We start from the raw sequence: 24535 nt of genomic DNA, 5'->3' as shown, positions 1-24535 counted from the left end.
CTGGGATTTTGCGAAGGAGAGGGGCGCTGCCCCTCTTGGCCTGGCGGCCAATTCACCCCGGAGTATTTCAGCAAAGGTGAATGGGGCGGGCGGCGCGCTGCGGCAGTTTGGCGGAGCGGGCTGCACAAAAGGGGTTTTCATCCGGCGAAACCTCCACTATGGAACCTGCCCATGATCAAACGCGCAGATATCACCGTTTCGCGACGCCGACGCCGCCTGGCGTGACCGGCCCCTGATCTGTTGTGCCCGGATTCCGGCACTTCCCCCTCTCAAAACCATTGATCCACCGTTGACCCAAGGCCAGGCTTACGTCACAGCTTTGGCTTCACACCACGAAAAGGATGATCCTGATGATCCCGTCCGTTCTGCCGACCTACAACCGTGCACCGCTTGAGTTCGTCAAAGGCGAAGGCGCCTGGCTGACCACGGCGGACGGGCGCCGCTTTCTGGATCTGGGCTCGGGCATTGCGGTAAATGCGCTGGGCCACGCCCATCCGGCGCTGGTGGCGGCGCTGACCTCCCAGGCGCAGAACCTGTGGCATGTGTCCAACCTCTACCAGATTCCGCAGCAGCAGGCGCTGGCGGACAAGCTGGTGGAGCATACCTTTGCCGACACCGTGTTCTTCACCAACTCCGGCACCGAGGCCTGCGAGCTGGCGGTGAAGATGGCGCGCAAGTATTTCTACGACAAGGGCCAGCCGGAGCGGGTGGAGATCATCACCTTTGACGGCTCCTTCCATGGCCGGTCTTCGGCGGGGATCGCTGCGGCGGGCTCCGAGAAGATGGTCAAGGGCTTCGGCCCGCTGCTGCCGGGTTTCGTGCATCTGGCGTTTGGCGATCTGGATGCGGTAAGTGAGGCCGTCAATGAGAAAACCGCCGCCATCATGATCGAGCCGGTGCAGGGCGAGGGCGGCATCCGTCCGGTCCCGGATGCAGAGCTGAAGGCGCTGCGCCAGATCTGCGACGACAACGGCCTGTTGCTGATCCTGGATGAGGTGCAATGCGGCGTCGGGCGGACCGGCAAGCTGTTTGCCCATGAATGGGCGGGCATCGCGCCGGACATCATGATGGTGGCCAAGGGGATCGGCGGCGGCTTCCCGCTGGGCGCGGTGCTGGCCACCGAGAATGCGGCCAGCGGCATGACCGCGGGGACCCATGGCTCCACCTACGGCGGCAACCCGCTGGGCTGCGCGGTGGGCTGTGCGGTGATGGATCACATCGCCGACGAGGCCTTCCTGGCGGAGGTGAACCGCAAGGCGGGCCTGTTGCGCCAGCAGCTGGAAGGGCTGATTGCCGGCCACCCGGAGGTCTTCGAGGAAGTGCGCGGTTCCGGCCTGATGCTGGGCCTCAAGTGCAAGGCGGTGAATGCCGATGTGGTGAAGGCAGGCTATGACAACGAGCTGATCACCGTTCCGGCAGCGGACAATGTGATCCGGCTGCTGCCGCCGCTGACCCTGACGGACGAGGACATCGCCGAGGCCGTCCGCCGCCTGGAGAAAACCGCCGCCCAGGTTGAAGCTGCCTGATCTTCCTCTTGCCGGAAATATCCCGGGGTCCGGGGGCAGAGCCCCCGGCCTTCGCCTTAAACAAAGCGATACAGTCATGAACCATTTCCTCGACATCCACAAAACCGATCCCGCCGGCCTGCGGACCATCATCGACCAGGCCAAGACCACCAAGCAGGCGCGCCTGGGGCGCCCCAAGGCGGCGCTTGATGACGAGCTGCCGCTGAAGGACCGGATGGTGGCGCTGATCTTCGAAAAACCCTCGACCCGGACCCGTGTCTCCTTCGACACCGGCGTGCGCCAGATGGGCGGCCAGACCATGGTGCTGAGCGGCAAGGACATGCAGCTGGGCCATGGCGAGACCATTGCCGACACCGCCCGGGTGCTGTCGCGCTATGTCGACATGATCATGATCCGCACCTTCGACGAGACCGTGCTGACCGAGATGGCGGAATATGCCGATGTGCCGGTGATCAACGGCCTGACCGACCGCACCCACCCCTGCCAGATCATGGCCGACATCCTCACCTATGAGGAGCACCGCGGCTCCATCAAGGGCAAGAAGGTGGTCTGGTGCGGCGACGGCAACAACGTTTGCGCGTCCTTCCTGCACGCGGCCGGCCAGTTCGGGTTCGACCTGACCTTTGCAGGCCCGGCGCAGCTGGACCCGGAGGAGGAGTTCGTCGGCCTGGCGCGCAAGGCGGGCTCCAAGGTGGTGATCGAGCGCGATGCGGCCAAGGCGGTCGAGGGCGCGGACCTGGTGGTCACCGACACCTGGGTGTCGATGCATGACAGCCAGTCCTCCAAGGAGCGCCGCCACAACATGCTGCGGCCCTATCAGGTGAATGCCGAGCTGATGTCCCACGCCAAGCCGGATGCGCTGTTCATGCATTGCCTGCCGGCCCACCGCGAGGAGGAGGCGACCAGCCACGTCATGGACGGGCCGAACTCGGTGATCTTTGACGAGGCCGAAAACCGGCTGCACGCGCAAAAGGCCATCATGCGCTGGTGCATCGGCGGCTGAGCCATCCCCGCGCAGCCGCGCTCCGCAGCGTGCCGCCAGGCGAGCAGGGCACTCCCGCCCGGCTGGCGGCCCATTCCATGGAATGGGCCTTGTCGGCCCGGTGCGGTTCCTGAGCCGCAGCTCGTGCGCTTGCCGCCCAAGCGGGGCGGCAGATTGCGCTGGCCCTTGCCGCGCAGGTCTGCAACCCTCACGCCTGTATTCAGATGCGAGGGAATTTTGATGGACCAAACCACAGCATTGCTGATTGTCGACATGCAGCAGGAGATGGCCAATGTGACCGCCTCCGGCCGCCAGCGGGCCAATCCGGACGCCGAGGAGAAGGTGGCGGAACTGGCCGCGGGTTTCCGGGCTGCCGGGCTGCCGGTGGTGCATGTGATGCATGATGACCCGCGCCCCGAAAGCAAGTTCCGCCGCGATCTGCCCAGCGGCCAGCCGATGGCCTGCGCGGTTCCGGCAGAAGGCGAGGCGGTGTTCTGGAAGACCGGTTCGTCCGGGTTTACCGGCACCGGGCTCGAAGCATATCTGCGGGAGGCCGGCATCACCCGGCTGGTGATTGCTGGCGGGGTGGCTGCGTTCTGCGTGAATTCCACCGCCCGGTCCGCGGCAAACCTGGGGTTCGAGGTCCAGGTTGCGGAGGACGCGCTGATCGCCTTTTCCATGCCGGCCCGCAAGGGCGGCGAGCTGGATGCGGAGATGGTGCTGGAAGTGACGCTGTCGGCGCTGCATGCCGGTTTCGGCCGGGTTCTGCCTGCCGCGGACGTGATCGCAGGCCTCCCCGCCGGGGCGCCGGCCTGACACATGTCCGTGATGTGACGCGGTGATCCGCCCCCGGGGACCCTTGTGCGGGGGCGGAATAGCCGCCAGCATCCTCCCGTCTCAAACGGGGAGGTCCAGCGATGGCGGATACATCATCAAAACCGGTTGCACTGATCGTGGGGGCGGGGGCGGGCCTGTCGGCCTCCTTGGCCCGGGCGCTGTCCCGGGACGGCTATGCACTGCATCTGACGGCGCGCAACACGGCCAAGCTGGAGGGGCTGGCGGCGGAGACCGGGGCGCAGCTGCATCAGCTGGATGGCACCGATGCGGAGGGGATCCGGAAGCTTGTTGAGGGGTTGCAGGGCGACTTGCGGGTGGCCTGCTACAACCCCTCGGCCCGGGTCCGCGGACCGGTTGCGGAGCTGGAGCCCGAAGCTGTGCGCAAGGCGGTAGAAGTGACGGCCTATGGCGCCTTTCTGCTGGGGCAGGCGGCGGCGCAGCGGATGCTGGCACAGCGGCCCGCGAACGGGCGGCTGGGCACCATTCTGTTCACCGGCGCCTCGGCCGGGGTCAAGGGCTTTGCACAGTCGGTGCCCTTTGCCATGGGCAAGTTTGCACAGCGCGGCCTGGCGCAGTCGATGGCGCGGGAGCTGCACCCCAAGGGCATCCACGTGGCCTGGGTCAATATCGACGGCGGCATCCGCAATGCCTCCCGCCCGGAACGGGTTGAGGCGGCGGACAACCCGGACAGCATGCTCGACCCGGATGCGATTGCCCGGGAGTACATGCACCTGATCCAGCAGGACCGCTCCGCCTGGAGCGATGAACTGGTGCTGCGGCCCTGGGTGGAACGCTTCTGACCGCAAAAGAAAAGCCCCCGCAGCCGGATGGCGCGGGGGCTTGCAAGGCCTGAAGTGCCGGTCAGCTGGTGATGGTGTTCAGCAGCAGGTAGATCACGGCCGACAGGAGTGCTGCGGCAGGTACGGTGATCACCCAGGCGGCCACGATGGTCATGAAGTGGCTGCGGCGCACCAGCTTGCGGCGGCGGCGCTCCTCTGGTGCGATGCGCTTGGCCTCCGTGCGGCCCGCGGAGGATTTCTTCAGGCGGCGCTCCATGTGCCACTCGCGGAAGAAGCCGACGCCGAACACCGCACCCACGGCGATGTGGGTGGAGGAGACCGGCAGCCCCAGCCAGCTGGCCACGATCACGGTGATCGCCGCCGACAGCGACACGCAGTAGGCGCGCATCGGGTTCAGCTTGGTGATCTGGCTGCCGACCATGCGGATCAGCTTGGGGCCGAACAGGAACAGGCCGAAGGAGATGCCGAAGGCGCCGATCACCATCACCCAGGTCGGGATCGCCACCTTGGCGGCAAAGTCGCCGAATTCGGTGGCGTGCACAATGGCGGCCAGCGGGCCGACCGCGTTGGCCACGTCATTGGCGCCATGGGCAAAGGACAGGAGCGCGGCGGAGATCACCAGCGGCAGGCCGAACAGCGCCTTCAGCGACTTGTTGCGGTTCTCCATGCCCTCGGACTGGCGCTTGATCAGCGGGGCGGTGATAACATAGGCCAGCGCGCCCGCCGCAGCGCCGATCAGCAGCGCCGTCTGCAGGTCGATCTTGACGATCTTTTTCAGGCCTTTCAGGGCCAGGTAGGAGGCAAAGGCGCCTGCCATGATGCCGACCAGCACCGGCACCCAGCGGCGGGCGGCGGCGATCTTGTCGTCCTGATAGATGATCTTGGCCTTGATGAAGGCGAGGAACAGCGCGGCAATGATGCCGCCCAGCACCGGCGAGATCACCCAGCTGGCGGCGATCTTGCCCATGGTGGGCCAGTTCACCGCGGCGGTGCCCGCAGCGGCGACACCGGCGCCCAGCACGCCGCCGACCACCGAGTGGGTGGTGGAGACCGGCGCGCCGACCCAGGTGGCCAGGTTCACCCACAGGGCGGAGGAGATCAGCGCCGCCATCATCGCCCAGATGAATACGTTGCTGCTGGCCACCGCGGTGGGGTCGATAATGCCCTTGGAAATGGTCGAGACCACATCGCCGCCCGCCAGCAGCGCGCCGGCGCTTTCGGCGATGGCGGCGATCACTATGGCGCCGCCCATGGTCAGCGCGTTGGCGCCCACCGCCGGGCCCATGTTGTTGGCGACGTCATTGGCGCCGATGTTGATCGCCATATAGGCGCCAAAGGCGGCCGCGGCGATCACCACCATGCTCATGGCGGAGCCGCCGAAGAACACACCAGCGCCGAGGCCTGCCAGCACGATGAAGGCCAGCGCGATGCCGGGCGCCACCAGCGGGCGGGAGACATAGGCCGTGGCCAGTTCAAGCTGGGAGATCCGGTTCAGATCCTTGTCCAGCGTGTTCCATTGCGTGCGCTGGGATGCATCGCTCATAGTCGCATTCCTGATTCCGAGGTCTGCGCACGCGCCTACCGCCGCCGAGGGAGCGGTTCAAGCGTTTGACATAAAAATGTCACATAACTTTTACAATTGACGCAACAGTGCCTGCAGCTGCGGCTCATGCACCAGTTCCGCAGCCTGCTCGGGAAGCATCCACTGGCGCGTGCGCTGATCCGACTCCGGGTAGTCGTCGGCAAGGGTTTCCACCTCGGCGGCAAAGATCAGGGTGGTGACCGGCTCGTCAACGCCGTGATCGCGGCGCTTGACGTAGTTGTATTCGCCGATCGGCTGCTTGGAGATGCGGGCGGTCCTGACGCCGGCTTCCTCCCAGGCTTCCTGCAGGGCCGAGGCGGGTCCGTCCTTGCCGTCGACCGGCCAGCCCTTGGGGATGATCCAGCGGCCGGTGCCGCGGCTGGTGATCATCAGCACTTCCTTGCCGTCCGCGCCCATGCGGTAGCACAGCGCGGCGACTTGCAGGCGGTTGGGTCGTTTCAGCATCGGCCTGAGGATTTCCTCCCAGGCGCGCGTCAGGGTGCGGGTCATCTCTGCTCAGCCTTTGGTGTTGGGTTGGCCCCGTGTTCTTGTGCGAAGTTGTGGGAAAGTATGCGTACTTGCCCGGAATATCAAGGCTGCCGCCTGAAATCAGCGGAACTGAGCGGATTTGCAGTGCGGTTTAACGGCCCGCTTGCGGCATCATGGCAGAGTATAGCCTGAAACCGTGAAGAAAGCGCTTAAGGTCCCGCCTCCGGCGTCCGGACCCGCTCCGGCAGCGCTCCCGCCCGCGGGCCGCGCATCGAAGATGCGCAGCCTGCGGTTGGGCCGGGCAGCGTGCCGGGGGCACGCTGCGGGCCTGCGCCGTGTTGCGCGGTGCTACTTGCGCCGTTTTGCCCTGAGCGTCGGGTCTTCCTGAGTGGGGTCCTCGGGCCAGGGGTGCTTGGGGTACTGGGCGCGCATGTCCTTCCTCACATCCGCATAGGAACCGGCCCAGAAGCCGGGCAGGTCGCGGGTGATCTGGATCGGCCGCTGTGCCGGCGACAGCAGGGAGACCTTCAGGGGCACGCCGCCCACGGACGGATGCCGGGTAACACCGAACATTTCCTGCAGCCGGACCGAGATTTCGGGGATCTCGCCGTCGTAGCTGATCGGGATCTTGCGGCCTAGCGGGGTGGTAAAACTGCCCGGCGCCTCACGGTCCAGCAGTTGCGTCTGCTCCCAGCTGAGTGCGGCCCGCAGCGCGGGCAGCAGATCGAAGCGCTTCCAGTCCTCCGCCGATTTCACCCCGTCGAGCATCGGCAGCAGCCAGTCCTCCAGCGTGTCCGTCAGGCCGGGCAGGGAGAAGTCGGGCAGGTCAAAGCCTTCGGCCCGTACCAGCTCCACGCGCGCCGCCAGCCGCGCCGCGGCGCCAGTGAGCCGCAGGCCCAGGTCGCGCACCCCGTCCAGCATTGCCTGCGCCACGGCGTCCGGCGGCACGTCCTTCCAGACCCGGTCGTCCAGCACCACCGCGCCGAACCGCTCCTGCTGGCGCGCCGCCACCCGGCGGTCGCGTTTCGACCATTCGCAAACGTCACTCCAGGCAATCTGATCCGCAAACAGCTCGCGGATCTCGGCCAGCGATATCTGCGCCGCCATCCGGATCCTGGCCTCGCGCGGGTTGCCGTCGGTGTCCAGCGCCACGATGAACGGCGCGCCGGCCAGCGTGTCGCCGCCATCCAGAATGGCGCCCTTGCCGCCCGACAGCACGAACCGCGGGCTGTCCCCCTTGCGGCGCTGGCCGACGCGGTCGGGGTAGGCCAGCACGGCCATCATCGCCGGCGACAGTCCCGCGTCGCGGCGGCCTGCCTGTTTCTCCAGCCGCCGCGCCTCGCTCTTGATCCGCTCCACCACCGGGCGGTTCAGCTGGTAAGGGTGATTGCGTTCAAACCCCTTGGGATCCTTCAGCGCCTTCAGCCGCAGCGTGAGATCCGCAGGTGCGCCGCGCAATGGGTCGCGCTCACCCAAGAGCGCGGCCAGCGGTGCAGCGGCAGAGCCTGCCTGCAGCAGCATGTGGCCAAGCCGCGGATGCAGCGGCAGCGCCGCCAGTGCCTTGCCATGCTCCGTGATCCGCCCCTGCGCGTCCAGGGCGCCCAGCAGGTGCAGCAGCGCCTGCGCCTCCGCCAGCGCACCCGCGGGCGGCTGGGTCAGGAAAGACAGATCCTCGGGCGCCGCGCCCCACAGCGCCAGCTCCAGCGCCAGTGCGGTGAGGTCGGCGCTTTCGATCTCGGCGGGCGGAAACGCCATCAGCGCGCCTTCCTCGCCCTTGGTCCACAGACGGTAGCAGAGGCCCTCCGCCACCCGGCCCGCGCGGCCCTGGCGCTGGGTGGCCTCGGCGCGGGTGACTTTCTCGGTCACTAGCCGCGACATGCCGGAGCCGGGATCAAACCGCGCCCGGCGCGCCTGGCCCATGTCCACCACCACCCGGATGTCCTGAATGGTCAAAGAGGTCTCGGCAATCGAGGTCGCCAGCACAACCTTGCGGCCCTGTGCCTCGGGCTGGATCGCCGCGCGCTGCTCGGCAAAGGGCAGGGCGCCGAACAGCGGCCGGATATGGCAGTGGCCGGGCAGGCGTTTTTCCAGCGCACCGGCGGCGCGGCGGATCTCGCCTTCGCCGGGCAGGAACACCAGAATGCCGCCGCCACTGTTTGGTCCTGGGGCCTTTGTGTCTCTCTCCGCCTGAACCACCAGATCGGTCAGCGCATCGGCACGGCGGGCCTGCGCGGGCAGGGGGCGCTCCAGCCAGCGGGTCTCCACCGGATAGCTGCGGCCCTCGGAGGTCACCATCGGCGCGTCCATCAAGGCCGCCACCGGGTCCGCGTCCAGCGTCGCCGACATCGCCAGCAGGATCAGATCATCGCGCAGCGCGCCGGCCACCTCCAGGCACAGCGCCAGGCCCAGATCGGCATTCAGCGAGCGTTCGTGGAATTCGTCAAAGATCACCGCGCCGACACCGGGCAGGTCCGGGGCCGACTGCAGCATCCGGGTCAGGATGCCCTCGGTCACCACCTCGATGCGGGTGGCCCTGGAGACCTTTGCATCGCCGCGCACCCGGTAGCCGACGGTCTGGCCCGGCTTCTCCCCCAGCGTTTCCGCCATCCGCTCCGCCGCGGCGCGGGCAGCAAGGCGGCGGGGTTCCAGCATCACGATGCGGCCCGCCGTCAGCCCGGCCTCCAGCATCGCCAGCGGCACCCGCGTCGTCTTGCCCGCACCGGGCGGCGCCTGCAGCACGGCACGGCCGCGGGCGCGCAGGGCGTCCAGCAGTTCGGGAAGGGCGTCTTCGATCGGCAATCTGGTCATGCCGCCTTATCGCCAAAGGGGAGGGAGAGGTCTAGCGGTGTCATGAGAAGGAGCTTGTTGGCAGAATGCTGAGGGTTGCAGAGGCCCGCGGGGTGGTGCGAATGCGCCGCCCCATGGGGGCGGGCCGGCGCAGCCCGGCCTTCAGCCGGGCGGGACAGTCTGCTTTTGCATGATTGTTTTTCGAGGCAGGGGTGGGGGCGGGGCGCTGCCTGCACTGCGCAAACCGCATCAGGCGCGGCGGATTTGCCGCCTTTCCTGCGGCGCCCGCTGATGTAGGGTGCCCGGCAGACGGCAGGGGCTGGACTTTGCCGCCACGCTTGCGCCAAGGTCCGCCCAACACATCAGGAAGACGCGCATGGATACCGAACAGCTGACACAGAAGATCCTCGATGGCGACCGCCGGGCGCTGGCCCGTGCCATCACCCTGGTGGAAAGCGGCCGCGAGGATCACCGCGCCAAGGCAGGCGAGCTGCTGTCGGAACTGGCAAAACACAAGCGCCAGTCGCTGCGCATCGGCCTGTCCGGCACGCCGGGGGTGGGCAAATCCACCTTCATCGAAAGCTTCGGCATGATGCTGACCGGCCTCGGCCTGCGGGTGGCGGTGCTGGCGGTGGATCCCAGCTCTGCCCGCTCCGGAGGCTCGATCCTGGGCGACAAGACCCGGATGGAGCGGCTCAGCCGCGAGCGCAACGCCTTCATCCGCCCGTCCCCCAGCCAGAGCCACCTGGGCGGCGTCGCGCGCCGCTCCCGCGAAGCGGTGGCCTTGTGCGAGGCAGCAGGCTTCGACGTGGTGCTGATCGAGACCGTCGGCGTCGGCCAGTCGGAAACCGTGGTGGCGGAGATGTCGGACCTGTTCCTGCTGCTGCTGGCGCCTGCGGGCGGCGATGAGCTGCAGGGGGTGAAGCGCGGCATCATGGAAATGGCCGACCTCATCCTGGTGAACAAGGCGGACGGGCCCCTGAAACCGGTGGCGACCCGCACCTGCGCCGATTACGCCGGTGCGCTGCGTCTGCTGCGCAAGCGCCGGCAGGATCCGGAGGGCTTCCCCAAGGCGCTGATGGTTTCGGCGGTGGAGGAGCACGGGCTGGACAAAGCCTGGGAGGAGATGCAGACCCTGACCGCCTGGCGCAAGGAAAACGACCACTGGGACCGCCGCCGCGCCGATCAGGCCTGCTACTGGTTCGACCAGGAAGTGCGCCAGGCGCTGCTGGCGCGGCTGGAGACGCCGGAGGCAAAGGCGCAGATGGCGGATCTTGCGGGGGCCGTGGCCGAGGGCGGCAAAAGCCCGGGCGAGGCTGCGCGGATCATGCTGAAGGCCCTCGGCGCTGCCTGAGGCCTGCCGGCCTTTCCGTGGCGTGCGGGCGGCGCGGGCCGGTGCCCTAAGCCCCTTGCGGCAGGCTGGAAAAGGGTGCAGTAAGCCGGGCAAGAAAGCTGAGTTGAATCACTTGACGCTGTTGCCGGTTGAGCGTAAGAGCAGCGGACCAGTTTTCGGGCGCAGCCAATGGCCGCGCCCCTTGTGATATGGCGCCGGACTGCCAGCGCCTCCAGAAACGAAGGATGAAGATATGTCGCGCCGTTGCGAACTGACCGGAAAAGGCCCGATGACTGGCAACAATGTCAGCCACGCCAACAACAAAACCAAGCGCCGCTTTCTGCCCAACCTGAACGACGTGACCCTGCAGTCCGAAGTTCTGGGCCGCGGCATCAAGCTGCGCATCTCCGCAGCCGCCCTGCGCTCGGTCGACCACCGCGGCGGCCTGGACGCGTTCCTGGCCAAAGCCAAGGACGAAGAGCTGTCGGCAAACGCGCTGAAAGTGAAGAAAGAGATCGCCAAGGCACAAGCCGCACAGGCTTAATCCTGGCCTGATCCCTTCACCGGATCGGATTACGCACACCGCGCAGAGGCAACTCTGCGCGGTGTTTGCGTTTGCGCAATCTGCCGCAGGGTTGCGTCTTGCAGGCGGCACGCGGCAGGGGCATACCTGCCTGTGATGACACGCATCCTGCGCATATGCCTTGGCCTGTTCCTGGCCCTGACGGTCGCCCTGACGGCGCATAGTGCTGCCGCCCGGCAGGGGGAGCGCGATGCCGCCGGGCAGATGGTGATCTGCACCGGCACCGGCCCGGTCACCATTTATGTCGACAGCGAGGGCCAGCCGGCCAAGCCGCCGCACAATTGCCCTGACTGCGTGATGCATGTGCTGGACGCGGTGGCGCAGCCCGCCGGGCTGGTGCTGCCGGCTGCGGCTTGCAGCGAAGTGACGGCGGGGCAGCAGGCTGCGCTCGCTTCGGCGCAGGACGTCCTGCGCGCCACCGCCCGCGCACCTCCTGCCGCCGTCTGACGGCCAAGAAAACCACCCATTTGAAAACTGAATATCCACTGAGAGGAGACAGGAAATGTCCCTGAAGTCTGTTGTCTTTGCAGCCGCGGCAGCCGCTGCCTTTGCCACCTCCGCCTTTGCGGGCGATGCCATGATCATGGTGCACGGCCAATACGCACGCGTGTCCTCGCCCACAGCCAAGGCCGGTGCGGCCTTCATGGAAATCATGAACAAGGGCGGCGAAGACGATCAGCTGATTGATGTACGCTCTGACGTGGCGGCCAGGGTGCAGCTGCACACCCACAAGGAGGGCGATGACGGCGTCATGAAGATGATGCATGTTGAGGAGGGCTTTGCCGTGCCTGCCGGTGAAACCCACATGCTGACGCGCGGCGGCGACCACATCATGTTCATGGGCCTGAACCAGGCGCTGAACCACGGCGACGTGGTGAAGGTCACGCTGGTGTTCGAAAAGGCCGGCGAGATCGAGATCGAGGTGCCGGTCGATCTGGAGCGCAAGGCCGAGGGCCACGGCCAGATGGATCACTCCGGCCACACAAACTAAGCCCGGCAGGGCGGGCGCGGCGTCAGGCCGCGCTGCGGCCCTCCTTCGCGCCCAAAGCCCGCCCGGTGGCGGGCTTTTTGCCGCCTGCGGCTAGGCGAGCAGCTCCGCCACCCAGGCGGGCACCGTCTCGCTGGCCGGACCAAAGCGGCGCTCGGCAAAGCGGGAGGCGGTGGCCGACGGCTCCAGGTTCAGCTCCACCGTATGGGCCGCCGCCGCCCGTGCCTCGTCGACAAAGGCGGCCGCCGGGTAGACCTCGCCGGAGGTGCCGATGGCGGCAAACAGATCCGCCCCGGCCAGGTGGGCATAGATTTCGTCCATGAAATAGGGAAACTCGCCGAACCAGACCACATCCGGGCGGCCCGCAGGCGCGGCGCAGGCGGGGCAGGGCTGGCCGGTCTGCATCTCCAGCGGCGCAGCCCAGCGGTGGCCGCAGGCGGCGCAGAGTGCGCCTGCCAGGGTGCCGTGCATATGCAGCACCTCAGACGCGCCGCCTGCCTCGTGCAGCCCGTCGACATTTTGGGTGACGATCACCACCTCGCCTGCGTGTTCCGCCTGCAGCCGGGCCAGCGCCTGATGCGCGGGATTGGGCTGCGCCTTTGCGGCCTGGGCCCGGCGGGCATTGTAGAAGCCGTGCACCAGATCCGGATTGCGCAGGAAAGCCTCCGGCGTCGCCACATCCTCGATCCGGTGCTGCGCCCAGAGCCCGCCCTCGTCGCGGAAGGTGCCCAGCCCGCTTTCGGCGGAAATCCCGGCGCCGGTCAGGATGACAATTTTGGCAGTGCTCTGTGCCGCCGCGGTCTTTCCCATTGTCCCGGAACCTCCTATCACTGCGTCCATTCAAAGGAGCTGCTTGCCAATGCCTACCCGTATTCTGTTCGTCTGCCTAGGAAACATCTGCCGCTCCCCGGCGGCCGAAGGCGTGTTCCGCGCGCTGTGCCCGGAAGCGGAGACCGACAGCGCCGGCACCGCCTCCTATCACGTGGGCGAGCCGCCCTACGGCCCGATGCAGGCAGCGGCGCGGGCGCGCGGGCTGGATATCTCGGACCTGCGCGCGCGGCAGTTCCGGCGCGGCGATTTCGAGGCCTTCGACCTGATCATCGCGATGGACGCCAGCAATCTGGACAACATCGAGATGCTGCGCCCCGCAGGTAACGAAACCCCGGTGCGCCTGTTCACCGGTTACGCGCCGGAAACCGGCGCTGACCACGTGCCCGACCCCTATTACACCCGCGACTTCGACGGCTGCCTGGACCTGATCGAAGCGGCGGCCAAAGGGCTGAAAGCCGCACTCTGACCTAGTCGGCGATCACCCGGAAGCCGCCCGCCAGGAACGGCAGCTGCTGCACCGCCGGGTCGATCATCTGGCTTTGCACCAGGCGGCGCAGGGTCTCGGCCACGTCGCGCGGGACCCGGTCGGCCCAGTCGGCGGCGGTGAACAGCGAAATGGTCCGCGACATCTCGCCAAAGGGCAGCGGGAAGGCGTCGATCTGGTCGTGGAAGCGCCCGGCGCGCATATAGCCCAGCGGTGTGGTGATCGCCCAGCCGATGCGCCGTGCCACCATCGCCATCAGCGCCAGGTGCGAGCCGACCTCGAACCGGTCCTCGAACTCCAGCTTCTGGCGTGCCAGCAGCGCCTCGATCTGCTGCGAGATCAGCTGCTCGCGGGCGTAGCGCAGGAACGGCAGGTCCTGCAGCTGCTCGGCTGCCTGCGCCGCATCCGAGACCGTGCCGCGCGGCGCCACCAGGATGAAGGGATCGCGCACCAGCGGGTATTCCACCAGCCCCTCGTGCAGCTCTCCGGTGGTGGCGGCGACGGCGATATGCAGCTCGCGCGCCTCCATCGCCCGCACGATGTCATGGCTGGAGGCGGTGATCATCTTGAACCGGCACTGGGTCAGGCTGTCGGCCAGGATGGTGGCCAGCCGCGGCGTCAGGTCATTGTCGAAATCGTCGATCAGGCCGATCGACAGCGCCTGCAGGTGGGTCAGATCCATCACCGTCAGCTCGCTTTGGGCCAGCCGCAGCTCGGACAGCACCGCCTCGGTGCGGGCCAGGAAACTGCGCCCCGCGGCGGTCAGCACCATCGGACGGCGGCCGTGGTCGATCAGCTCGCTGTCCAGCGCCTTTTCCAGGTTGCGCATCTGCTGGCTGACGGCGGGCTGGCTGAGGCCGGTCAGCTCCGCCGCCTGCGCCACCGAGCCGGTTTTGGCCAAGGCCTCGAACACTTCCAGCCCGCGCAGGGTAACACCTTTGATCAACATCTAACTGCTCCAATACCTTGCGCCGTTTGTTCCGCGTTGCCGCGGCCCGGTCAAGGGGGCCAGGGGCGGGGTCTTTCCCCCCTAGCGAAAATGCCGCAGCGCAAATGCATCAAAACAGCAAAAAGGCGCCCGCGGGGACGCCTTCGCTTCAGTCCGCCAATGGGCCGGCTCAGCCGCAGCTGCGGGCGGCGTGATCGCCAAAGGCCTTGTAGCGCTGCCACAGGCGTTCATCGCTGCGGTTGCTGGACTGGCGCACCACCTGGGCCTGGTGCGGGTCGGCAAACCACTTGGAGACGGTCTTGCGCTCCGAGCGCGTCAGACTGCGGTTGGCGACCTTCTGGATGCAGTTGCACAACGACGGCGTCGCGGCGGTGCGGTCCGACTGGCGGCAGGCGCGCTCGATGGCGCCGGCGTCGGCCCCGGAGGGGGCGAGGGTTGCAAGGAATCCTGCGCAAAGCGCGGCTGTCAGGAAGTGTTTCATCTGGCTCGTGCCCCGTTTTTGGCAAGCGGGTCTGATGCCCGCGGAATTGGCCATAGTATGCCGCAAGCCGGGATGCGTTTCAATCGTGGTAAACGGGGTGTTTGAAAGGGCTGGAGCGCCGCATGCCGCGGCCCTCCAGCTGTCAGGTGCTCAAGCCTGGTTCGGCCCGCGCATGGCGCGGACTGCCTGGCGCACGGCTTTCCAGTCTGCGGCCTCGTCGTCCTTGCCGGCCTCTTCGCATTCGCGCATTTTCTGCGCGGCTTCGGCCTCGGCCTTGTCGCCATGCGCGCTATAGAGCGCGCGGGCATACTCAGCGGCTTTGATTGCATCCATGCGGGTCGTCCTCCTTTGCTGTGTCACCCACCAGAGGGTCGCGCGTCTCGCGGTACGCATGGAGTATAGCGCATTTTTCGCAGGCGTGCAGGGAACGGGGAGAATTTGCGGGGTTTGGGCGTGGGCGGACGCCGTCGGCGGGTGCTGGCGGTGGCTCCGGTGCTGTTGCAGAGCGGAGGGCCGCGCCTGACCTTGGGGAGGCGCAACGCGCCTTCCCCTTTTGCCGGAGGCAAACCTGCGGTTTGACGGGAAGGTCAGGCGCGGCCCGGCCTTGCGGACGGGCGGGAGGCTCAAACCAGCCTATTGGAGTGCCTTGACGAATGTCCAAATGGCCTTGGCAACGGATTGGACGCTTTCGGTTTGTGCCGTGCAAGTCACCGCGGTTGGAGAGTATCCTCCGCAGGAAAGGAGAAGCGGCGCACCACCCGAAATCAACAACCGGCAGATATGGAGCTGGAACTTGGGGGCGCTGCCCTTGCAACACGTCTTGGCCGCTGACCGGGAAAAGGCGCAAAGCATGGCGAAAGACTGCAGTCTTGTTGGGCAAGTCTTGCCCCAGCCAAATTCAACCTTTCTTTCAATGCACGCCAGAGCTTGACCAAACCCCGAATCCAAATCATATGCCTCAGCATGACTGACCTCGCTCATATCCGCAATTTCTCCATCGTCGCCCATATCGACCATGGCAAATCCACCCTCGCTGACCGGCTCATCCAGGAGACCGGAACGGTGAAGGACCGTGACATGAAGGAACAGCTGCTCGACGCCATGGACATCGAGCGCGAGCGCGGGATCACCATCAAGGCCAACACCGTCCGCATCGACTACAAGGCGCAGGACGGCGAGACCTACGTCCTGAACCTGATCGACACCCCCGGCCACGTCGACTTTGCCTATGAGGTCTCCCGCTCCATGCGCGCGGTCGAAGGCTCGCTGCTGGTTGTCGACTCCACGCAAGGGGTGGAGGCGCAGACGCTGGCCAACGTCTACCAGGCGATCGAGGCGGATCATGAGATCGTGCCGGTGCTGAACAAGATCGACCTGCCGGCCTCCGACTGCGACCGGGTGGCGGAGCAGATCGAGGATGTGATCGGCATCGACGCTTCCGGCGCCATCCAGGTCTCGGCCAAGACCGGCCAGGGCATCCGCGAAACGCTGGAGGCGATCGTGCAGCACCTGCCCGCGCCGCAGGGCACCCGCGACGCGCCGCTGAAGGCCATGCTGGTCGACTCCTGGTACGACAGCTACCTCGGCGTGATCGTTCTGGTCCGCATCATGGACGGCGTCCTGAAGAAGGGCATGCGGGTCAAGTTCATGTCGAACAACACCCTGCACCACGTCGACCGCATCGGTGTCTTCCGCCCTGCCATGCAGGTGGTGGATGAGCTGGGCCCGGGCGAGATCGGCTTCCTCACCGCATCGATCAAGCAGGTGCGCGACACCCGCGTCGGCGACACCATCACCAACGACCGCAACGGCACCGAGAAGGCCCTGCCGGGCTTCAAACCCGCCCAGCCGGTGGTGTTCTGCGGCTTGTTCCCGGTCGATTCAGCCGAGTTCGAGGACCTGCGCGACGCCATCGACAAGCTGGCGCTGAACGACGCGTCCTTCAGCTTCGAAATGGAAACCTCCGCCGCCCTCGGCTTTGGCTTCCGCTGCGGCTTCCTCGGCCTCTTGCACCTGGAGGTGATCCGCGACCGGATCGAGCGCGAATATGACATCGAGCTGATCACCACCGCGCCGAGCGTGATCTACCACGTCTTCATGAAAGACGGCGAGAAGATCGAGCTGCACAACCCCGCCGACATGCCCGACCTCTCCAAGGTCGACCACCTGGAGGAGCCGCGCATCAAGGCGACCATCCTGGTGCCCGACGAATACCTCGGCGACGTGCTGAAGCTCTGCCAGGACCGCCGCGGCATCCAGATGGACCTGTCCTACGCCGGCTCCCGCGCCATGGTGGTCTATGACCTGCCGCTGAACGAGGTGGTTTTCGACTTCTACGACCGCCTGAAATCGGTGACCAAGGGCTATGCCTCCTTCGACTACCAGATGACCGGCTACCGCCAGGACAACTTGGTGAAAATGTCGATCCTGGTGAACGACGAGCCGGTCGACGCGCTCTCCACCATGGTCCACCGCGACCGCGCCGAGCTGCGCGGCCGGGCGATGTGCGAGAAGCTCAAGGAGCTGATCCCGCGCCACATGTTCAAGATCCCGATCCAGGCCGCCATCGGCGGCAAGGTGATCGCCCGCGAGACCCTCTCGGCGCTGCGCAAGGACGTGACCGCCAAATGCTACGGCGGCGACGCCACGCGTAAACGTAAACTGCTGGACAAGCAGAAAGCGGGCAAGAAGAAGATGCGCCAGTTCGGCAAGGTCGACATCCCGCAGGAAGCGTTTATTTCAGCCCTCAAAATGGACAGCTGAGGCTGTCCATTTTGAGGGACGGCGGGCGAAAGCGGTTGGCGCAGCCAATTGCGTGCCCGCACCCCGGCGTTATGCGGCGGAAGCACCCATACAACAATTGCAAGACGGGGCTTCGGCCCCGTTTGTCATGTCTGCGATTGTCAAAGTCCCGCCCGGCCGAGAGGCCGGGCAGCGCCCGATCCGCCCCCACGGGCGGGCGCTTCGCACCCACCCTCGGACCGGGCGCGGCCCTTGGCGAAATGTAACGCAAAAAAAAGTGTGGTCAGAAGCTAAACAGATCCCCCTGAACCGGTCGCTCAACAGGAAAAATCCCTAGCAGTTGCCACGTTTGAGGGCGCCTCTTCATGTTACCTAAAGCCAAGACAAGTCCTTTCTGAGCATAGTCGTCGCAGTAGGTTTTCTCCAAGTGGCGTAAAACGTCGATTTCGGGCATGGACCTTCTCAGATTGAAGAATGCTGCAGAAGTTTCCCAGTCTGCGCAAGTCTTCGTGTGTTCGCCCGCTTCGTCCCAATATCGCATCTTGAACCTGTAGGGACAGGGTTCGTACGCCGCTATCTCATCTTCCAAAAAAGACAGCTGTTTAGCTTGTTCAGCGAACTTTTGCCGGTCTGCTTCAATCTCTTTCTCAGTTAGTCTCTGCCAAGTCAGCGATACATCAACCGGCCGAATGAGAGCGAGCGACATGTTTCTATCTACCGCTTCCTTCTCCGAAGCCAACAATGCGCGTTCGATTAGACCCGACTTTTCTTGCGTGCGCTTCGTTTTGCCGACGATTTGGATACTTTCCTCATGAACACGGCAACTTTCCAGCCTGTTGTCGTCACGAGGAGTACTGTACTCGAAGCTAACTATGTCCCAGCGTGAGAAAGCTTTTTCCCCGGAAAGCCTGCGGAAACGGATGGGAAACAGCCGCTTCCAAGTCCCGTCTTCCTGCAACCCAGCGCAGCAAACAGTCTCAGAGTGCCGCTTACTCGGCTGCGGCGAGGCCTTTACGAGGATTGTAACGCGCGACTGTGATGCCATTTTTTTGATACTCGGCCGGTTTGTCCGCGACCAAATTGTAAATTTCAAATTCTTCGGTTGCTGCTGCATCCGCAATATACGAGCGATGGCAATGGACTGCGCAGCGTTCAAAGCACATCATGCAAGTTTTCTTGTCTTTTGCAATCTTCAGTAAGTCTTGTAGTGATGATTGCGCGGAATCCGTGTCAAGGTGGGCAAGAAATACTTGCTCGAATTTAGCGAAATTGCCCGCCTTAGCAGCGTCCCTACCAGCCTTGGGGTCGCCAAGCGCACGGAAATGCACATACTGGATCCCGACGTCAGCCAAACGCTCCGCCAATTTGTTCTTAGAAAGCCCCTTTTTCCGAGAAAGAGGTAGTTCACGGACGTCTGCCAAAACTTCAATATTAAGGGCTTGTAGGGTTGCAATCAGATCGTCGACTGAGGAACCTTCGTACCCAATGGTGTAAAGTTCGTGCATTTTGCCACCGCCTGGTTGTCGCCTTTGATAGTCGCCAATAACCCAGAATAGGGTCATTCCGAGCGTTTAGTAGCATTTTTGCGACTAGGAAAGCGAATGTGGCAATTTCGCATTCAGCTGGTGGAGAATTTCTTCCCGGTCGCAGACCGGGCAGCGCCCGTCCCGCCCCCACGGGGCGGGCGCTGTCCTCCGTGTATTGATCTGGCCTAGTCCTATTCCCGTAGGGTGGGCAATCCTGCCCACCATCTACCGCCAACACCCATGCGCCACTCTCCGCCCATCCGCCGCCCCGCCGCAACTCTCCGCCTGAAAACGCACCCATTCCGTGTTATCCTCCACCCCGTTCACCTGGGGAGGATGACACCATGAAACACCTGACTTTGGCCGCAGCGCTCACCCTGCTGGCGTCTCCGGTTCTGGCCGGGCAATGCCCCGCCGACATTGCCGCCATCGACGCCGCTCTGGCCGCGGGAACGGAACTGTCCGAGGCCGATCTGGCAACCGTCCAGGAACTGCGCGACGAGGGGCAAAGCTTGCATGACAGCGGCGACCATGATGCCTCGGTCGAGACCCTGGCCGAGGCCAAGGCGCTGCTGGGGATCTGACACCCGGACCCTGAAACAAAAACGCCCGGCGGGTGGCCGGGCGTTCCTCAAACGGTGCGTGCGGGCGGCTCAGAAGCTGTTCTGCACGTCCTGCGCCACGCCGCTGATCGCGTTGCCGGCCTTGGAAATGTCGCGCCCGGCGCCCTTGGCGGTCTCACAGGCCGCCAGCCCCAGCAGCATCAGCGCGCAGGTCAAAATCCGCATCATCGGTGAAGGCTCCTCATCTCTGCTCAAACCCTTTGGCAGATGTCTAGCAAGCCGCCCCGGCCCAGGCCAGCGAATTTGCAGGCCGCCGGATTTGCGGGCGGCGGTTGAGCGAGGTCAAGGCCGCCGGACCCGCGCCGGGCTAATCTGCGGGGGCAAAAAAGGAGGCAAACACTATGGATCTTTCCACCCGCAAACAGGCGCTGGAGGCGCGCCGGGCCGAACTGACCGGGCACCTGAGCGAGGTTGAGCATACGCTGGACGCGCCGATGCCCAAGGACTGGGAAGACCGGGCCTCGGAACGGCAGGGCGACGAGGTGCTGGAAAGCCTCGGCAAGGCGGAGCTGGACGAGCTGCGCCGGATCGATGCGGCGCTGGCCCGGATCAAGGCGGGCACCTACGGGATCTGCGCCTCCTGCGGCGAGATGATTTCCGATGCGCGGCTGGACCTGCTGCCCGCCGCCCCCCTGTGCAAGACCTGCGCCGCGGAGGGCGCGGGCTGACCCGCAGCCTCCGGCTTAACAGGGATTTACCAAAAGTTTGCAACTTATAAGGTAGTGAAATCCCCGAAAATCGCGAGTATCTTGATCTGGATCAAGGCTGTAGCTTTGACCTTGCGGCAGGTTGCGCGGGAATTGAGCTGGAGGGCATGTGCGATGGACTTTTCCACCAGAAAACAAACGCTTGAGGTGCGCCGGATGGAGCTGGCAGGGATGCTGGCACAGGCCGGGCTCGGGACGGAAACCGCCTATGGCGCGTCCCGGCAGCAGCGGGCCGTGGCGCCCGGCGCCTCCGCCATCAAGGTGCCGGCCAAGGCCAGCCTGGACGAGCTGCGCCGCATCGACGCGGCTCTGGCCCGCCTGCGCGAGGGGTCCTACGGCTTCTGCCAGATCTGCGGCGACGACATTGCCGACGACTGGCTAGACCAGCGCCCGGCCTCGCCGTTCTGCAAGAGCTGCGCGCTGTAGCGGGCAAAAAAGGGACAGGGCACAGCGCGTTCCCGGAGATCCGGAAACCAGGAGTTTGCAGCAGCCAGCGGGCGTCCGGTCCGCTGGCTTTTCCTGTGTCCCGCTGCAGCGGTGCACCAGTCAGTGCATTCGCGTAAAAGGCCCCGTTGCCGTGCCTGCCGGGATGTGCCACAACCTGCTGTGACAGACTGAACACATGAGTTTAGCAGATGCCTGATTTCGCCGAACGCCGCCGCATGATGGTGGATACCCAGATCCGCCCGTCGGATGTCACCAAATACCCGATCATCGAAGCCATGCTGGCGGTCCCGCGTGAGCAGTTCGTGCCGGATGCGCAGCGCGAAGCGGCCTATGCCGACCAGAATGTGGCTCTTGGCGGCGGCCGGGTGCTGCTGGAGCCGCGCACCCTGGCCAAGATGCTGGACGCGCTGGATATCCAGAATGACGAGCTGGTGCTCGATGTGGCCTGCGGGCTGGGCTATTCCACCGCGGTTGCGGCGCGGGTGGCCCAGATGGTGATCGGTGTCGAGGAAGACGAGGACATGGCCGCCGACGCCCAGGCGCTGCTGTCCGAAACCGGCGCGGACAATGCGATTGTCCACACCGGCCCGCTGGCGGACGGCGCAGCCGAGCATGGGCCATATGACGTGATCCTGGTGCAGGGCGGGGCCGAGGAGCTGCCGGCACCGCTGCTGGCGCAGCTCAAGGACGGCGGCCGGATCGCGGCGCTGATGATGAACGGGGCGCTGGGCGAGGTGAAGATCGGCTACAAGAGCGGCGGCGCGATTTCCTGGCGGTTTGACTTCAACGCCGGTGCGCCGGTGCTGCCGGGCTTTGCCGCCGCGCAGGAATTTGCGCTCTGACCGCAGCGGTCAGGCACGGCGGCTGACGGGGCGGGGCCGCTGACAATGGGGAAAGGACGGGCGCCGGTGACGGCTGGCGCCTGGACAGGGACAACTCACCGCGGCTGGCGGCGCGGCAAAACATAAGGCAACCGATGCGAATGAAATTCCCGGCGAGTGTGTTTAAGGCTTTTGTGTTTGCCGGCGGCGTGGCCGCCACGGCGCTGGTGCCGCTCAAGGCGGCGGCGGACAACCTGTCCGACGCGATGATTGGCGCCTATAAGACCAGCGGCCTGCTGGAGCAGAACCGGGCGCTGCTGCGGGCCGCCGATGAAGAGGTGGCGGTGGCCGTTTCCCGGCTGCGCCCGCTGGTCCAATGGACGGTGGCTGCGGCCAACTCCTACAATGAATTCAACGTGAACCCGACCCGGAACACCCTGTCGACCCAGCTGGAGCTGACGCAGCTGCTGTATGATGGCGGCGCGACGCGCCTGGACAGGCTTGCGGCTCAGGAAATCGTGCTGGCCACCCGGCAGGCGCTGCTGAGCGTCGAGCAGACGGTGCTGTTCCGGGCCGTTCAGGCCTATGTGGGCGTCCTCCAGGGGCAGGAAAACGTTGCGCTGCGCCGCAACAACCTGCGCCTGCTGCAGGAAGAACTGAAGGCCGCGCAGGACCGGTTCGAAGTGGGCGAAGTCACCCGCACGGACGTGGCCCTGGCTGAAAGCCGTGTTGCTGCCGCCCGGGCCAACCTGACGGACGCCGAGGGCACCCTGCTGACCGCCAAGGCAACCTACCAGCAGGTCGTGGGCCGGGCGCCGGGAGTCATTGCCGGCCAGCCTGCCTTGCCGAGCCGGAAGGTGTCGCTCGACGGGGCTCAGGCCGTGGCAACCAGGAACCAGCCGGATCTGCTGTCGCAGCAGCACGTCGTCAAGGCCCGCGAGTATCAGGTCGCTTCCGCGACCGCGGGCCTGGGGCCGACAGTGACCCTGCGGGCGAACGCCGGCCTGAGTGAAGACGTGCAAAGCGGGTTTGATTCTGCCACCTCCTCCGGCATCGGCATCGAGATGACCCAGGACCTCTACACAGGGGGCCTTAATGCGGCTGTCCGGCGCCGGGCAATCGCCAACTCCGATGCAGAGCGCGGTGTGCTGATCAACACCCAGCGCTCCGTCCGGCAAGCGGTGAGCGAGGCCTTTTTCAACGTCGAAACCGCGCGCGCGAGCCTGGTTTCCTCGGGTGAGCGCGTGCGTGCCTCCAAGGTCGCCTTTGACGGTATCCGCGAGGAAGCCACCCTGGGCGCCCGCACCACGCTCGACGTGCTGCAGGCGGAACAGGAATACCTGGATGCGCAGACCGAACAGGTGAACGCCCGCGCCAACCAGGCCATTGCCGCCTATCAGCTGCTGCAGGCGCAGGGCCTGCTGACCGCGGAGCACCTGGGCCTGGCGGTGGAGATCTACGACCCGACGCTTTATTACAACCTGGTCAAGGACGCCCCCGCGCACCGCAGCAAGCGCGGCAAGGATCTGGATCGGGTGCTCAAGGCCTTGGGGCGCAACTGACAATTCATCCTATCTGTTGTGCGGTGGCGGGAAGGCGGCTACACTCTCTGGCAAGAGGCAAGAGTGGTTCAAAAAATGTCCGACCCAGTTACCCATGCCGAGATTGAAGATGTATTGTCCTCAATCCGCCGCTTGGTGAGCGAAGACAGCCGCGGCCAGCCCGCGGCCCCGGAACCGGCGGCAAAGCTGGTGCTGACGCCCGCGCTGCGGGTGAAGAATCCGGAAACCCGCAGCCCTGATGCGGCTGATCGCCCGGACCCGGCTGACGATGAGACGCGCCAGGAGGAAGCCTCCGGGCAGGAGGCCGCCGCCGCCGCGCCGCCCCCCGCACTCGCGCAGGAGGAGAAGGCTGACACCCATCCGGGGACCGTTGCAGCGGCTGAGACAGCGGAAGATTCTGAGAGCGCGGAGGATGCGGCAGACGAAACCGCAACGGAGCCGGCCGTAGCCTTCCGGCACCGCGAAACACCCTACGCTTCCGGAGGCTCTGCCACTCAGGGCGCGCAGCAGGACAGGACGGATGCCGAAGCGGAGACCGCGCAGCCTGATGGCGCGGACGCAGCGGAGCCGGAGACGGCTCAGGACAAGGCGCCCTGGGCCAACCCCGATACCACGCTGTTTGCCGCGGCATCCGGCACGCCGCCGCAGGACGGGGGCGCCAGGGACACCGCAGGGGAGACCGCGCCGGAGGATCTGGCCGGCGGCACAGCCGGGGCCCGTGCGGCGTCGGTGGTGCGCAAGATCGCCGAGCTGGAGGCCCGCATTTCCCGCGCGCGGGAGCAGGCGGAGCAGCATTGGGAGCCCGACAGCAAGACCGAAGCGCCCTTCGCCGCCGCCACGGGTGAGACCATCGAATGGCGGGACGAACCGCATCCCCCGCGCCGCGCCCGGCAGACGGGGGGCGAGGCCGCATCCCGGGATGCAGAAAGCGGCATGGAACCCGTGGCAGAGGCCACTGAAACAAGCCCCGGCGGGTCCCAGCCGGCCGGGGCGGACGGCGCGAAACCGGCGGACGCGGTGGTGGAGGCCGCATTCACCGGCGCCGCTCTGGACGCGCTGGCGGAGTCCGGTGACAGCTATCTCGACGAGGACGGCCTGCGCGATCTGGTTGCCAGCATCGTGCGCGAAGAGCTTCAGGGCCCCCTGGGCGAGCGGATCACCCGGAACGTGCGCAAGCTGGTGCGGCGGGAAATCCACCGGGCGCTGGCGGCGCATGATCTGCTCTGAAGCCTGACGGCAGGCGGCAGACGCGGACTGTTTACAGCAAGGCGCGCCGAAGGCGCGCCTTTTTCTTTAGGCCGCGCGGACTGACCGGGCCTGCTATTCCCCGCCGGTTCGGAGTGCGGCAAGGGGGAGCGCTCCCGCCCGGCATGCGGCTTTTGAAAAAGCCTTCCGCCCGTTGGGCCCGGCGCCGCGCATCGCGCGGCGCCGCCCCCAAGGCCGCGGACGGTGCTG

At 66.1% G+C, this 24535-nt stretch carries 26 protein-coding genes; 16 read left to right on the top strand and 10 right to left on the bottom strand.

Annotation, left to right across the window (positions count from 1 at the left end):
• Positions 1-350 precede the first annotated feature (350 nt).
• From ACFMBG_RS07660 to ACFMBG_RS07645, 4 genes are all read left to right on the top strand, one after another.
• Positions 351-1526, top strand: a complete 1176-nt coding sequence (locus tag ACFMBG_RS07660; RefSeq protein ID WP_421054116.1) for an aspartate aminotransferase family protein — start codon at positions 351-353, stop codon at positions 1524-1526.
• Positions 1527-1602: 76 nt separating this feature from the next.
• Entirely contained in the window at positions 1603-2529 is a 927-nt protein-coding gene (gene argF / locus ACFMBG_RS07655) for an ornithine carbamoyltransferase (RefSeq protein WP_421054115.1), read from the top strand.
• A gap of 219 nt (positions 2530-2748) precedes the next feature.
• On the top strand, positions 2749-3324 hold the full coding sequence (locus ACFMBG_RS07650) for an isochorismatase family protein (RefSeq protein ID WP_421054114.1): 576 nt from the start codon (positions 2749-2751) through the stop codon (positions 3322-3324).
• A gap of 101 nt (positions 3325-3425) precedes the next feature.
• Positions 3426-4145, top strand: a complete 720-nt coding sequence (locus ACFMBG_RS07645) for an SDR family NAD(P)-dependent oxidoreductase (protein ID WP_421054113.1) — start codon at positions 3426-3428, stop codon at positions 4143-4145.
• Between the two features lie 61 nt (positions 4146-4206).
• Here ACFMBG_RS07645 and ACFMBG_RS07640 read toward each other — a convergent pair whose 3' ends face one another.
• The 3 genes from ACFMBG_RS07640 to hrpB form a co-directional block, all read right to left on the bottom strand.
• Positions 4207-5688 carry an inorganic phosphate transporter gene (locus tag ACFMBG_RS07640; protein WP_421054112.1) on the bottom strand — a complete coding sequence of 494 codons (1482 nt, stop codon included), beginning with the start codon at positions 5686-5688 and terminating at the stop codon, positions 4207-4209.
• A 90-nt stretch (positions 5689-5778) separates the two neighbouring features.
• Complete coding sequence (locus ACFMBG_RS07635) at positions 5779-6237, bottom strand: NUDIX hydrolase (protein WP_421054111.1); 459 nt, start codon at positions 6235-6237, stop codon at positions 5779-5781.
• 327 nt (positions 6238-6564) lie between these two features.
• Positions 6565-9024, bottom strand: a complete 2460-nt coding sequence (gene hrpB / locus ACFMBG_RS07630) for an ATP-dependent helicase HrpB (protein ID WP_421054110.1) — start codon at positions 9022-9024, stop codon at positions 6565-6567.
• Positions 9025-9379: 355 nt separating this feature from the next.
• Here hrpB and meaB point away from each other — a divergent pair, with 355 nt between their 5' ends.
• From meaB to ACFMBG_RS07610, 4 genes are all read left to right on the top strand, one after another.
• Entirely contained in the window at positions 9380-10357 is a 978-nt protein-coding gene (gene meaB / locus ACFMBG_RS07625; protein ID WP_421054109.1) for a methylmalonyl Co-A mutase-associated GTPase MeaB, read from the top strand.
• A 232-nt stretch (positions 10358-10589) separates the two neighbouring features.
• Complete coding sequence (gene rpmB, locus ACFMBG_RS07620; protein ID WP_421054108.1) at positions 10590-10880, top strand: 50S ribosomal protein L28; 291 nt, start codon at positions 10590-10592, stop codon at positions 10878-10880.
• A gap of 135 nt (positions 10881-11015) precedes the next feature.
• Positions 11016-11366 carry a DUF2946 family protein gene (locus ACFMBG_RS07615; RefSeq protein ID WP_421054107.1) on the top strand — a complete coding sequence of 117 codons (351 nt, stop codon included), beginning with the start codon at positions 11016-11018 and terminating at the stop codon, positions 11364-11366.
• Positions 11367-11421: 55 nt separating this feature from the next.
• A complete protein-coding gene (locus tag ACFMBG_RS07610) occupies positions 11422-11910 on the top strand; it encodes a copper chaperone PCu(A)C (protein ID WP_421054106.1) in 489 nt (162 codons plus the stop codon).
• Positions 11911-12000: 90 nt separating this feature from the next.
• Here ACFMBG_RS07610 and ACFMBG_RS07605 read toward each other — a convergent pair whose 3' ends face one another.
• Positions 12001-12717 (bottom strand): NAD-dependent deacylase, encoded by a 717-nt coding sequence (locus ACFMBG_RS07605; RefSeq protein WP_421054105.1) that lies wholly within the window; start codon positions 12715-12717, stop codon positions 12001-12003.
• 49 nt (positions 12718-12766) lie between these two features.
• Between ACFMBG_RS07605 and ACFMBG_RS07600 the strand changes: the two genes are divergently transcribed.
• Positions 12767-13204 (top strand): low molecular weight protein-tyrosine-phosphatase, encoded by a 438-nt coding sequence (locus tag ACFMBG_RS07600; RefSeq protein ID WP_421054104.1) that lies wholly within the window; start codon positions 12767-12769, stop codon positions 13202-13204.
• A gap of 1 nt (position 13205) precedes the next feature.
• Here the strand turns inward: ACFMBG_RS07600 and ACFMBG_RS07595 are convergent, their stop codons facing one another.
• From ACFMBG_RS07595 to ACFMBG_RS07585, 3 genes are all read right to left on the bottom strand, one after another.
• Entirely contained in the window at positions 13206-14171 is a 966-nt protein-coding gene (locus ACFMBG_RS07595) for a LysR family transcriptional regulator (protein ID WP_421054103.1), read from the bottom strand.
• 169 nt (positions 14172-14340) lie between these two features.
• On the bottom strand, positions 14341-14652 hold the full coding sequence (locus ACFMBG_RS07590; protein WP_421054102.1) for a hypothetical protein: 312 nt from the start codon (positions 14650-14652) through the stop codon (positions 14341-14343).
• Positions 14653-14802: 150 nt separating this feature from the next.
• A complete protein-coding gene (locus ACFMBG_RS07585; protein ID WP_421054101.1) occupies positions 14803-14985 on the bottom strand; it encodes a hypothetical protein in 183 nt (60 codons plus the stop codon).
• 630 nt (positions 14986-15615) lie between these two features.
• On the opposite strand from ACFMBG_RS07585, the gene lepA reads away from it, so the two are divergent.
• Positions 15616-17415: a translation elongation factor 4 gene (gene lepA, locus ACFMBG_RS07580; protein ID WP_421054100.1), complete on the top strand. Its 1800-nt coding sequence runs from the start codon at positions 15616-15618 to the stop codon at positions 17413-17415.
• A gap of 262 nt (positions 17416-17677) precedes the next feature.
• Here lepA and ACFMBG_RS07575 read toward each other — a convergent pair whose 3' ends face one another.
• Positions 17678-18352, bottom strand: a complete 675-nt coding sequence (locus tag ACFMBG_RS07575; RefSeq protein WP_421054099.1) for a hypothetical protein — start codon at positions 18350-18352, stop codon at positions 17678-17680.
• A 31-nt stretch (positions 18353-18383) separates the two neighbouring features.
• Positions 18384-18956, bottom strand: a complete 573-nt coding sequence (locus tag ACFMBG_RS07570) for a DUF488 domain-containing protein (protein WP_421054098.1) — start codon at positions 18954-18956, stop codon at positions 18384-18386.
• 308 nt (positions 18957-19264) lie between these two features.
• On the opposite strand from ACFMBG_RS07570, the gene ACFMBG_RS07565 reads away from it, so the two are divergent.
• Positions 19265-19504, top strand: coding sequence for a hypothetical protein (locus tag ACFMBG_RS07565; protein ID WP_421054097.1), 240 nt, complete (start codon positions 19265-19267; stop codon positions 19502-19504).
• 69 nt (positions 19505-19573) lie between these two features.
• Here ACFMBG_RS07565 and ACFMBG_RS07560 read toward each other — a convergent pair whose 3' ends face one another.
• The gene (locus ACFMBG_RS07560; RefSeq protein ID WP_421054096.1) at positions 19574-19711 is read right to left on the bottom strand and encodes an entericidin A/B family lipoprotein; all 138 of its coding nucleotides are present in this window, start codon (positions 19709-19711) and stop codon (positions 19574-19576) included.
• Between the two features lie 173 nt (positions 19712-19884).
• Between ACFMBG_RS07560 and ACFMBG_RS07555 the strand changes: the two genes are divergently transcribed.
• The 5 genes from ACFMBG_RS07555 to ACFMBG_RS07535 all read left to right on the top strand — a co-directional run bounded on the left by ACFMBG_RS07555 (position 19885) and on the right by ACFMBG_RS07535 (position 24307).
• A complete protein-coding gene (locus ACFMBG_RS07555) occupies positions 19885-20211 on the top strand; it encodes a TraR/DksA family transcriptional regulator (RefSeq protein ID WP_411352436.1) in 327 nt (108 codons plus the stop codon).
• Between the two features lie 153 nt (positions 20212-20364).
• Positions 20365-20676, top strand: coding sequence for a TraR/DksA family transcriptional regulator (locus ACFMBG_RS07550; RefSeq protein WP_421054095.1), 312 nt, complete (start codon positions 20365-20367; stop codon positions 20674-20676).
• Positions 20677-20885: 209 nt separating this feature from the next.
• Entirely contained in the window at positions 20886-21539 is a 654-nt protein-coding gene (locus ACFMBG_RS07545) for a protein-L-isoaspartate O-methyltransferase family protein (protein WP_421054094.1), read from the top strand.
• A 134-nt stretch (positions 21540-21673) separates the two neighbouring features.
• Entirely contained in the window at positions 21674-23080 is a 1407-nt protein-coding gene (locus tag ACFMBG_RS07540; protein ID WP_421054093.1) for a TolC family outer membrane protein, read from the top strand.
• A 75-nt stretch (positions 23081-23155) separates the two neighbouring features.
• The gene (locus tag ACFMBG_RS07535; RefSeq protein WP_421054092.1) at positions 23156-24307 is read left to right on the top strand and encodes a hypothetical protein; all 1152 of its coding nucleotides are present in this window, start codon (positions 23156-23158) and stop codon (positions 24305-24307) included.
• Positions 24308-24535 lie beyond the last annotated feature (228 nt).

It is taken from the genome of Leisingera coralii (genome assembly GCF_049056525.1).
Lineage (GTDB): Bacteria > Pseudomonadota > Alphaproteobacteria > Rhodobacterales > Rhodobacteraceae > Leisingera > Leisingera coralii.
Note: the sequence above shows the minus strand (reverse complement) of the source record. Positions and strands in the feature narration are given on the sequence as shown.

Coding starts and splice junctions, on each gene's coding strand:
- ACFMBG_RS07605 (WP_421054105.1), bottom strand. CDS start 12,717: ATGGGAAAGACCGCGGCGGCACAGAGCACTGCCAAAATTGTCATCCTG.
- ACFMBG_RS07535 (WP_421054092.1), top strand. CDS start 23,156: ATGTCCGACCCAGTTACCCATGCCGAGATTGAAGATGTATTGTCCTCA.
- ACFMBG_RS07585 (WP_421054101.1), bottom strand. CDS start 14,985: ATGGATGCAATCAAAGCCGCTGAGTATGCCCGCGCGCTCTATAGCGCG.
- ACFMBG_RS07610 (WP_421054106.1), top strand. CDS start 11,422: ATGTCCCTGAAGTCTGTTGTCTTTGCAGCCGCGGCAGCCGCTGCCTTT.
- argF (WP_421054115.1), top strand. CDS start 1,603: ATGAACCATTTCCTCGACATCCACAAAACCGATCCCGCCGGCCTGCGG.
- ACFMBG_RS07595 (WP_421054103.1), bottom strand. CDS start 14,171: ATGTTGATCAAAGGTGTTACCCTGCGCGGGCTGGAAGTGTTCGAGGCC.
- meaB (WP_421054109.1), top strand. CDS start 9,380: ATGGATACCGAACAGCTGACACAGAAGATCCTCGATGGCGACCGCCGG.
- hrpB (WP_421054110.1), bottom strand. CDS start 9,024: ATGACCAGATTGCCGATCGAAGACGCCCTTCCCGAACTGCTGGACGCC.
- ACFMBG_RS07635 (WP_421054111.1), bottom strand. CDS start 6,237: ATGACCCGCACCCTGACGCGCGCCTGGGAGGAAATCCTCAGGCCGATG.
- ACFMBG_RS07590 (WP_421054102.1), bottom strand. CDS start 14,652: ATGAAACACTTCCTGACAGCCGCGCTTTGCGCAGGATTCCTTGCAACC.
- ACFMBG_RS07545 (WP_421054094.1), top strand. CDS start 20,886: ATGCCTGATTTCGCCGAACGCCGCCGCATGATGGTGGATACCCAGATC.
- ACFMBG_RS07550 (WP_421054095.1), top strand. CDS start 20,365: ATGGACTTTTCCACCAGAAAACAAACGCTTGAGGTGCGCCGGATGGAG.
- ACFMBG_RS07650 (WP_421054114.1), top strand. CDS start 2,749: ATGGACCAAACCACAGCATTGCTGATTGTCGACATGCAGCAGGAGATG.
- ACFMBG_RS07560 (WP_421054096.1), bottom strand. CDS start 19,711: ATGATGCGGATTTTGACCTGCGCGCTGATGCTGCTGGGGCTGGCGGCC.
- ACFMBG_RS07540 (WP_421054093.1), top strand. CDS start 21,674: ATGCGAATGAAATTCCCGGCGAGTGTGTTTAAGGCTTTTGTGTTTGCC.
- rpmB (WP_421054108.1), top strand. CDS start 10,590: ATGTCGCGCCGTTGCGAACTGACCGGAAAAGGCCCGATGACTGGCAAC.
- ACFMBG_RS07645 (WP_421054113.1), top strand. CDS start 3,426: ATGGCGGATACATCATCAAAACCGGTTGCACTGATCGTGGGGGCGGGG.
- ACFMBG_RS07570 (WP_421054098.1), bottom strand. CDS start 18,956: ATGACCCTATTCTGGGTTATTGGCGACTATCAAAGGCGACAACCAGGC.
- lepA (WP_421054100.1), top strand. CDS start 15,616: ATGACTGACCTCGCTCATATCCGCAATTTCTCCATCGTCGCCCATATC.
- ACFMBG_RS07555 (WP_411352436.1), top strand. CDS start 19,885: ATGGATCTTTCCACCCGCAAACAGGCGCTGGAGGCGCGCCGGGCCGAA.
- ACFMBG_RS07600 (WP_421054104.1), top strand. CDS start 12,767: ATGCCTACCCGTATTCTGTTCGTCTGCCTAGGAAACATCTGCCGCTCC.
- ACFMBG_RS07660 (WP_421054116.1), top strand. CDS start 351: ATGATCCCGTCCGTTCTGCCGACCTACAACCGTGCACCGCTTGAGTTC.
- ACFMBG_RS07640 (WP_421054112.1), bottom strand. CDS start 5,688: ATGAGCGATGCATCCCAGCGCACGCAATGGAACACGCTGGACAAGGAT.
- ACFMBG_RS07615 (WP_421054107.1), top strand. CDS start 11,016: ATGACACGCATCCTGCGCATATGCCTTGGCCTGTTCCTGGCCCTGACG.
- ACFMBG_RS07565 (WP_421054097.1), top strand. CDS start 19,265: ATGAAACACCTGACTTTGGCCGCAGCGCTCACCCTGCTGGCGTCTCCG.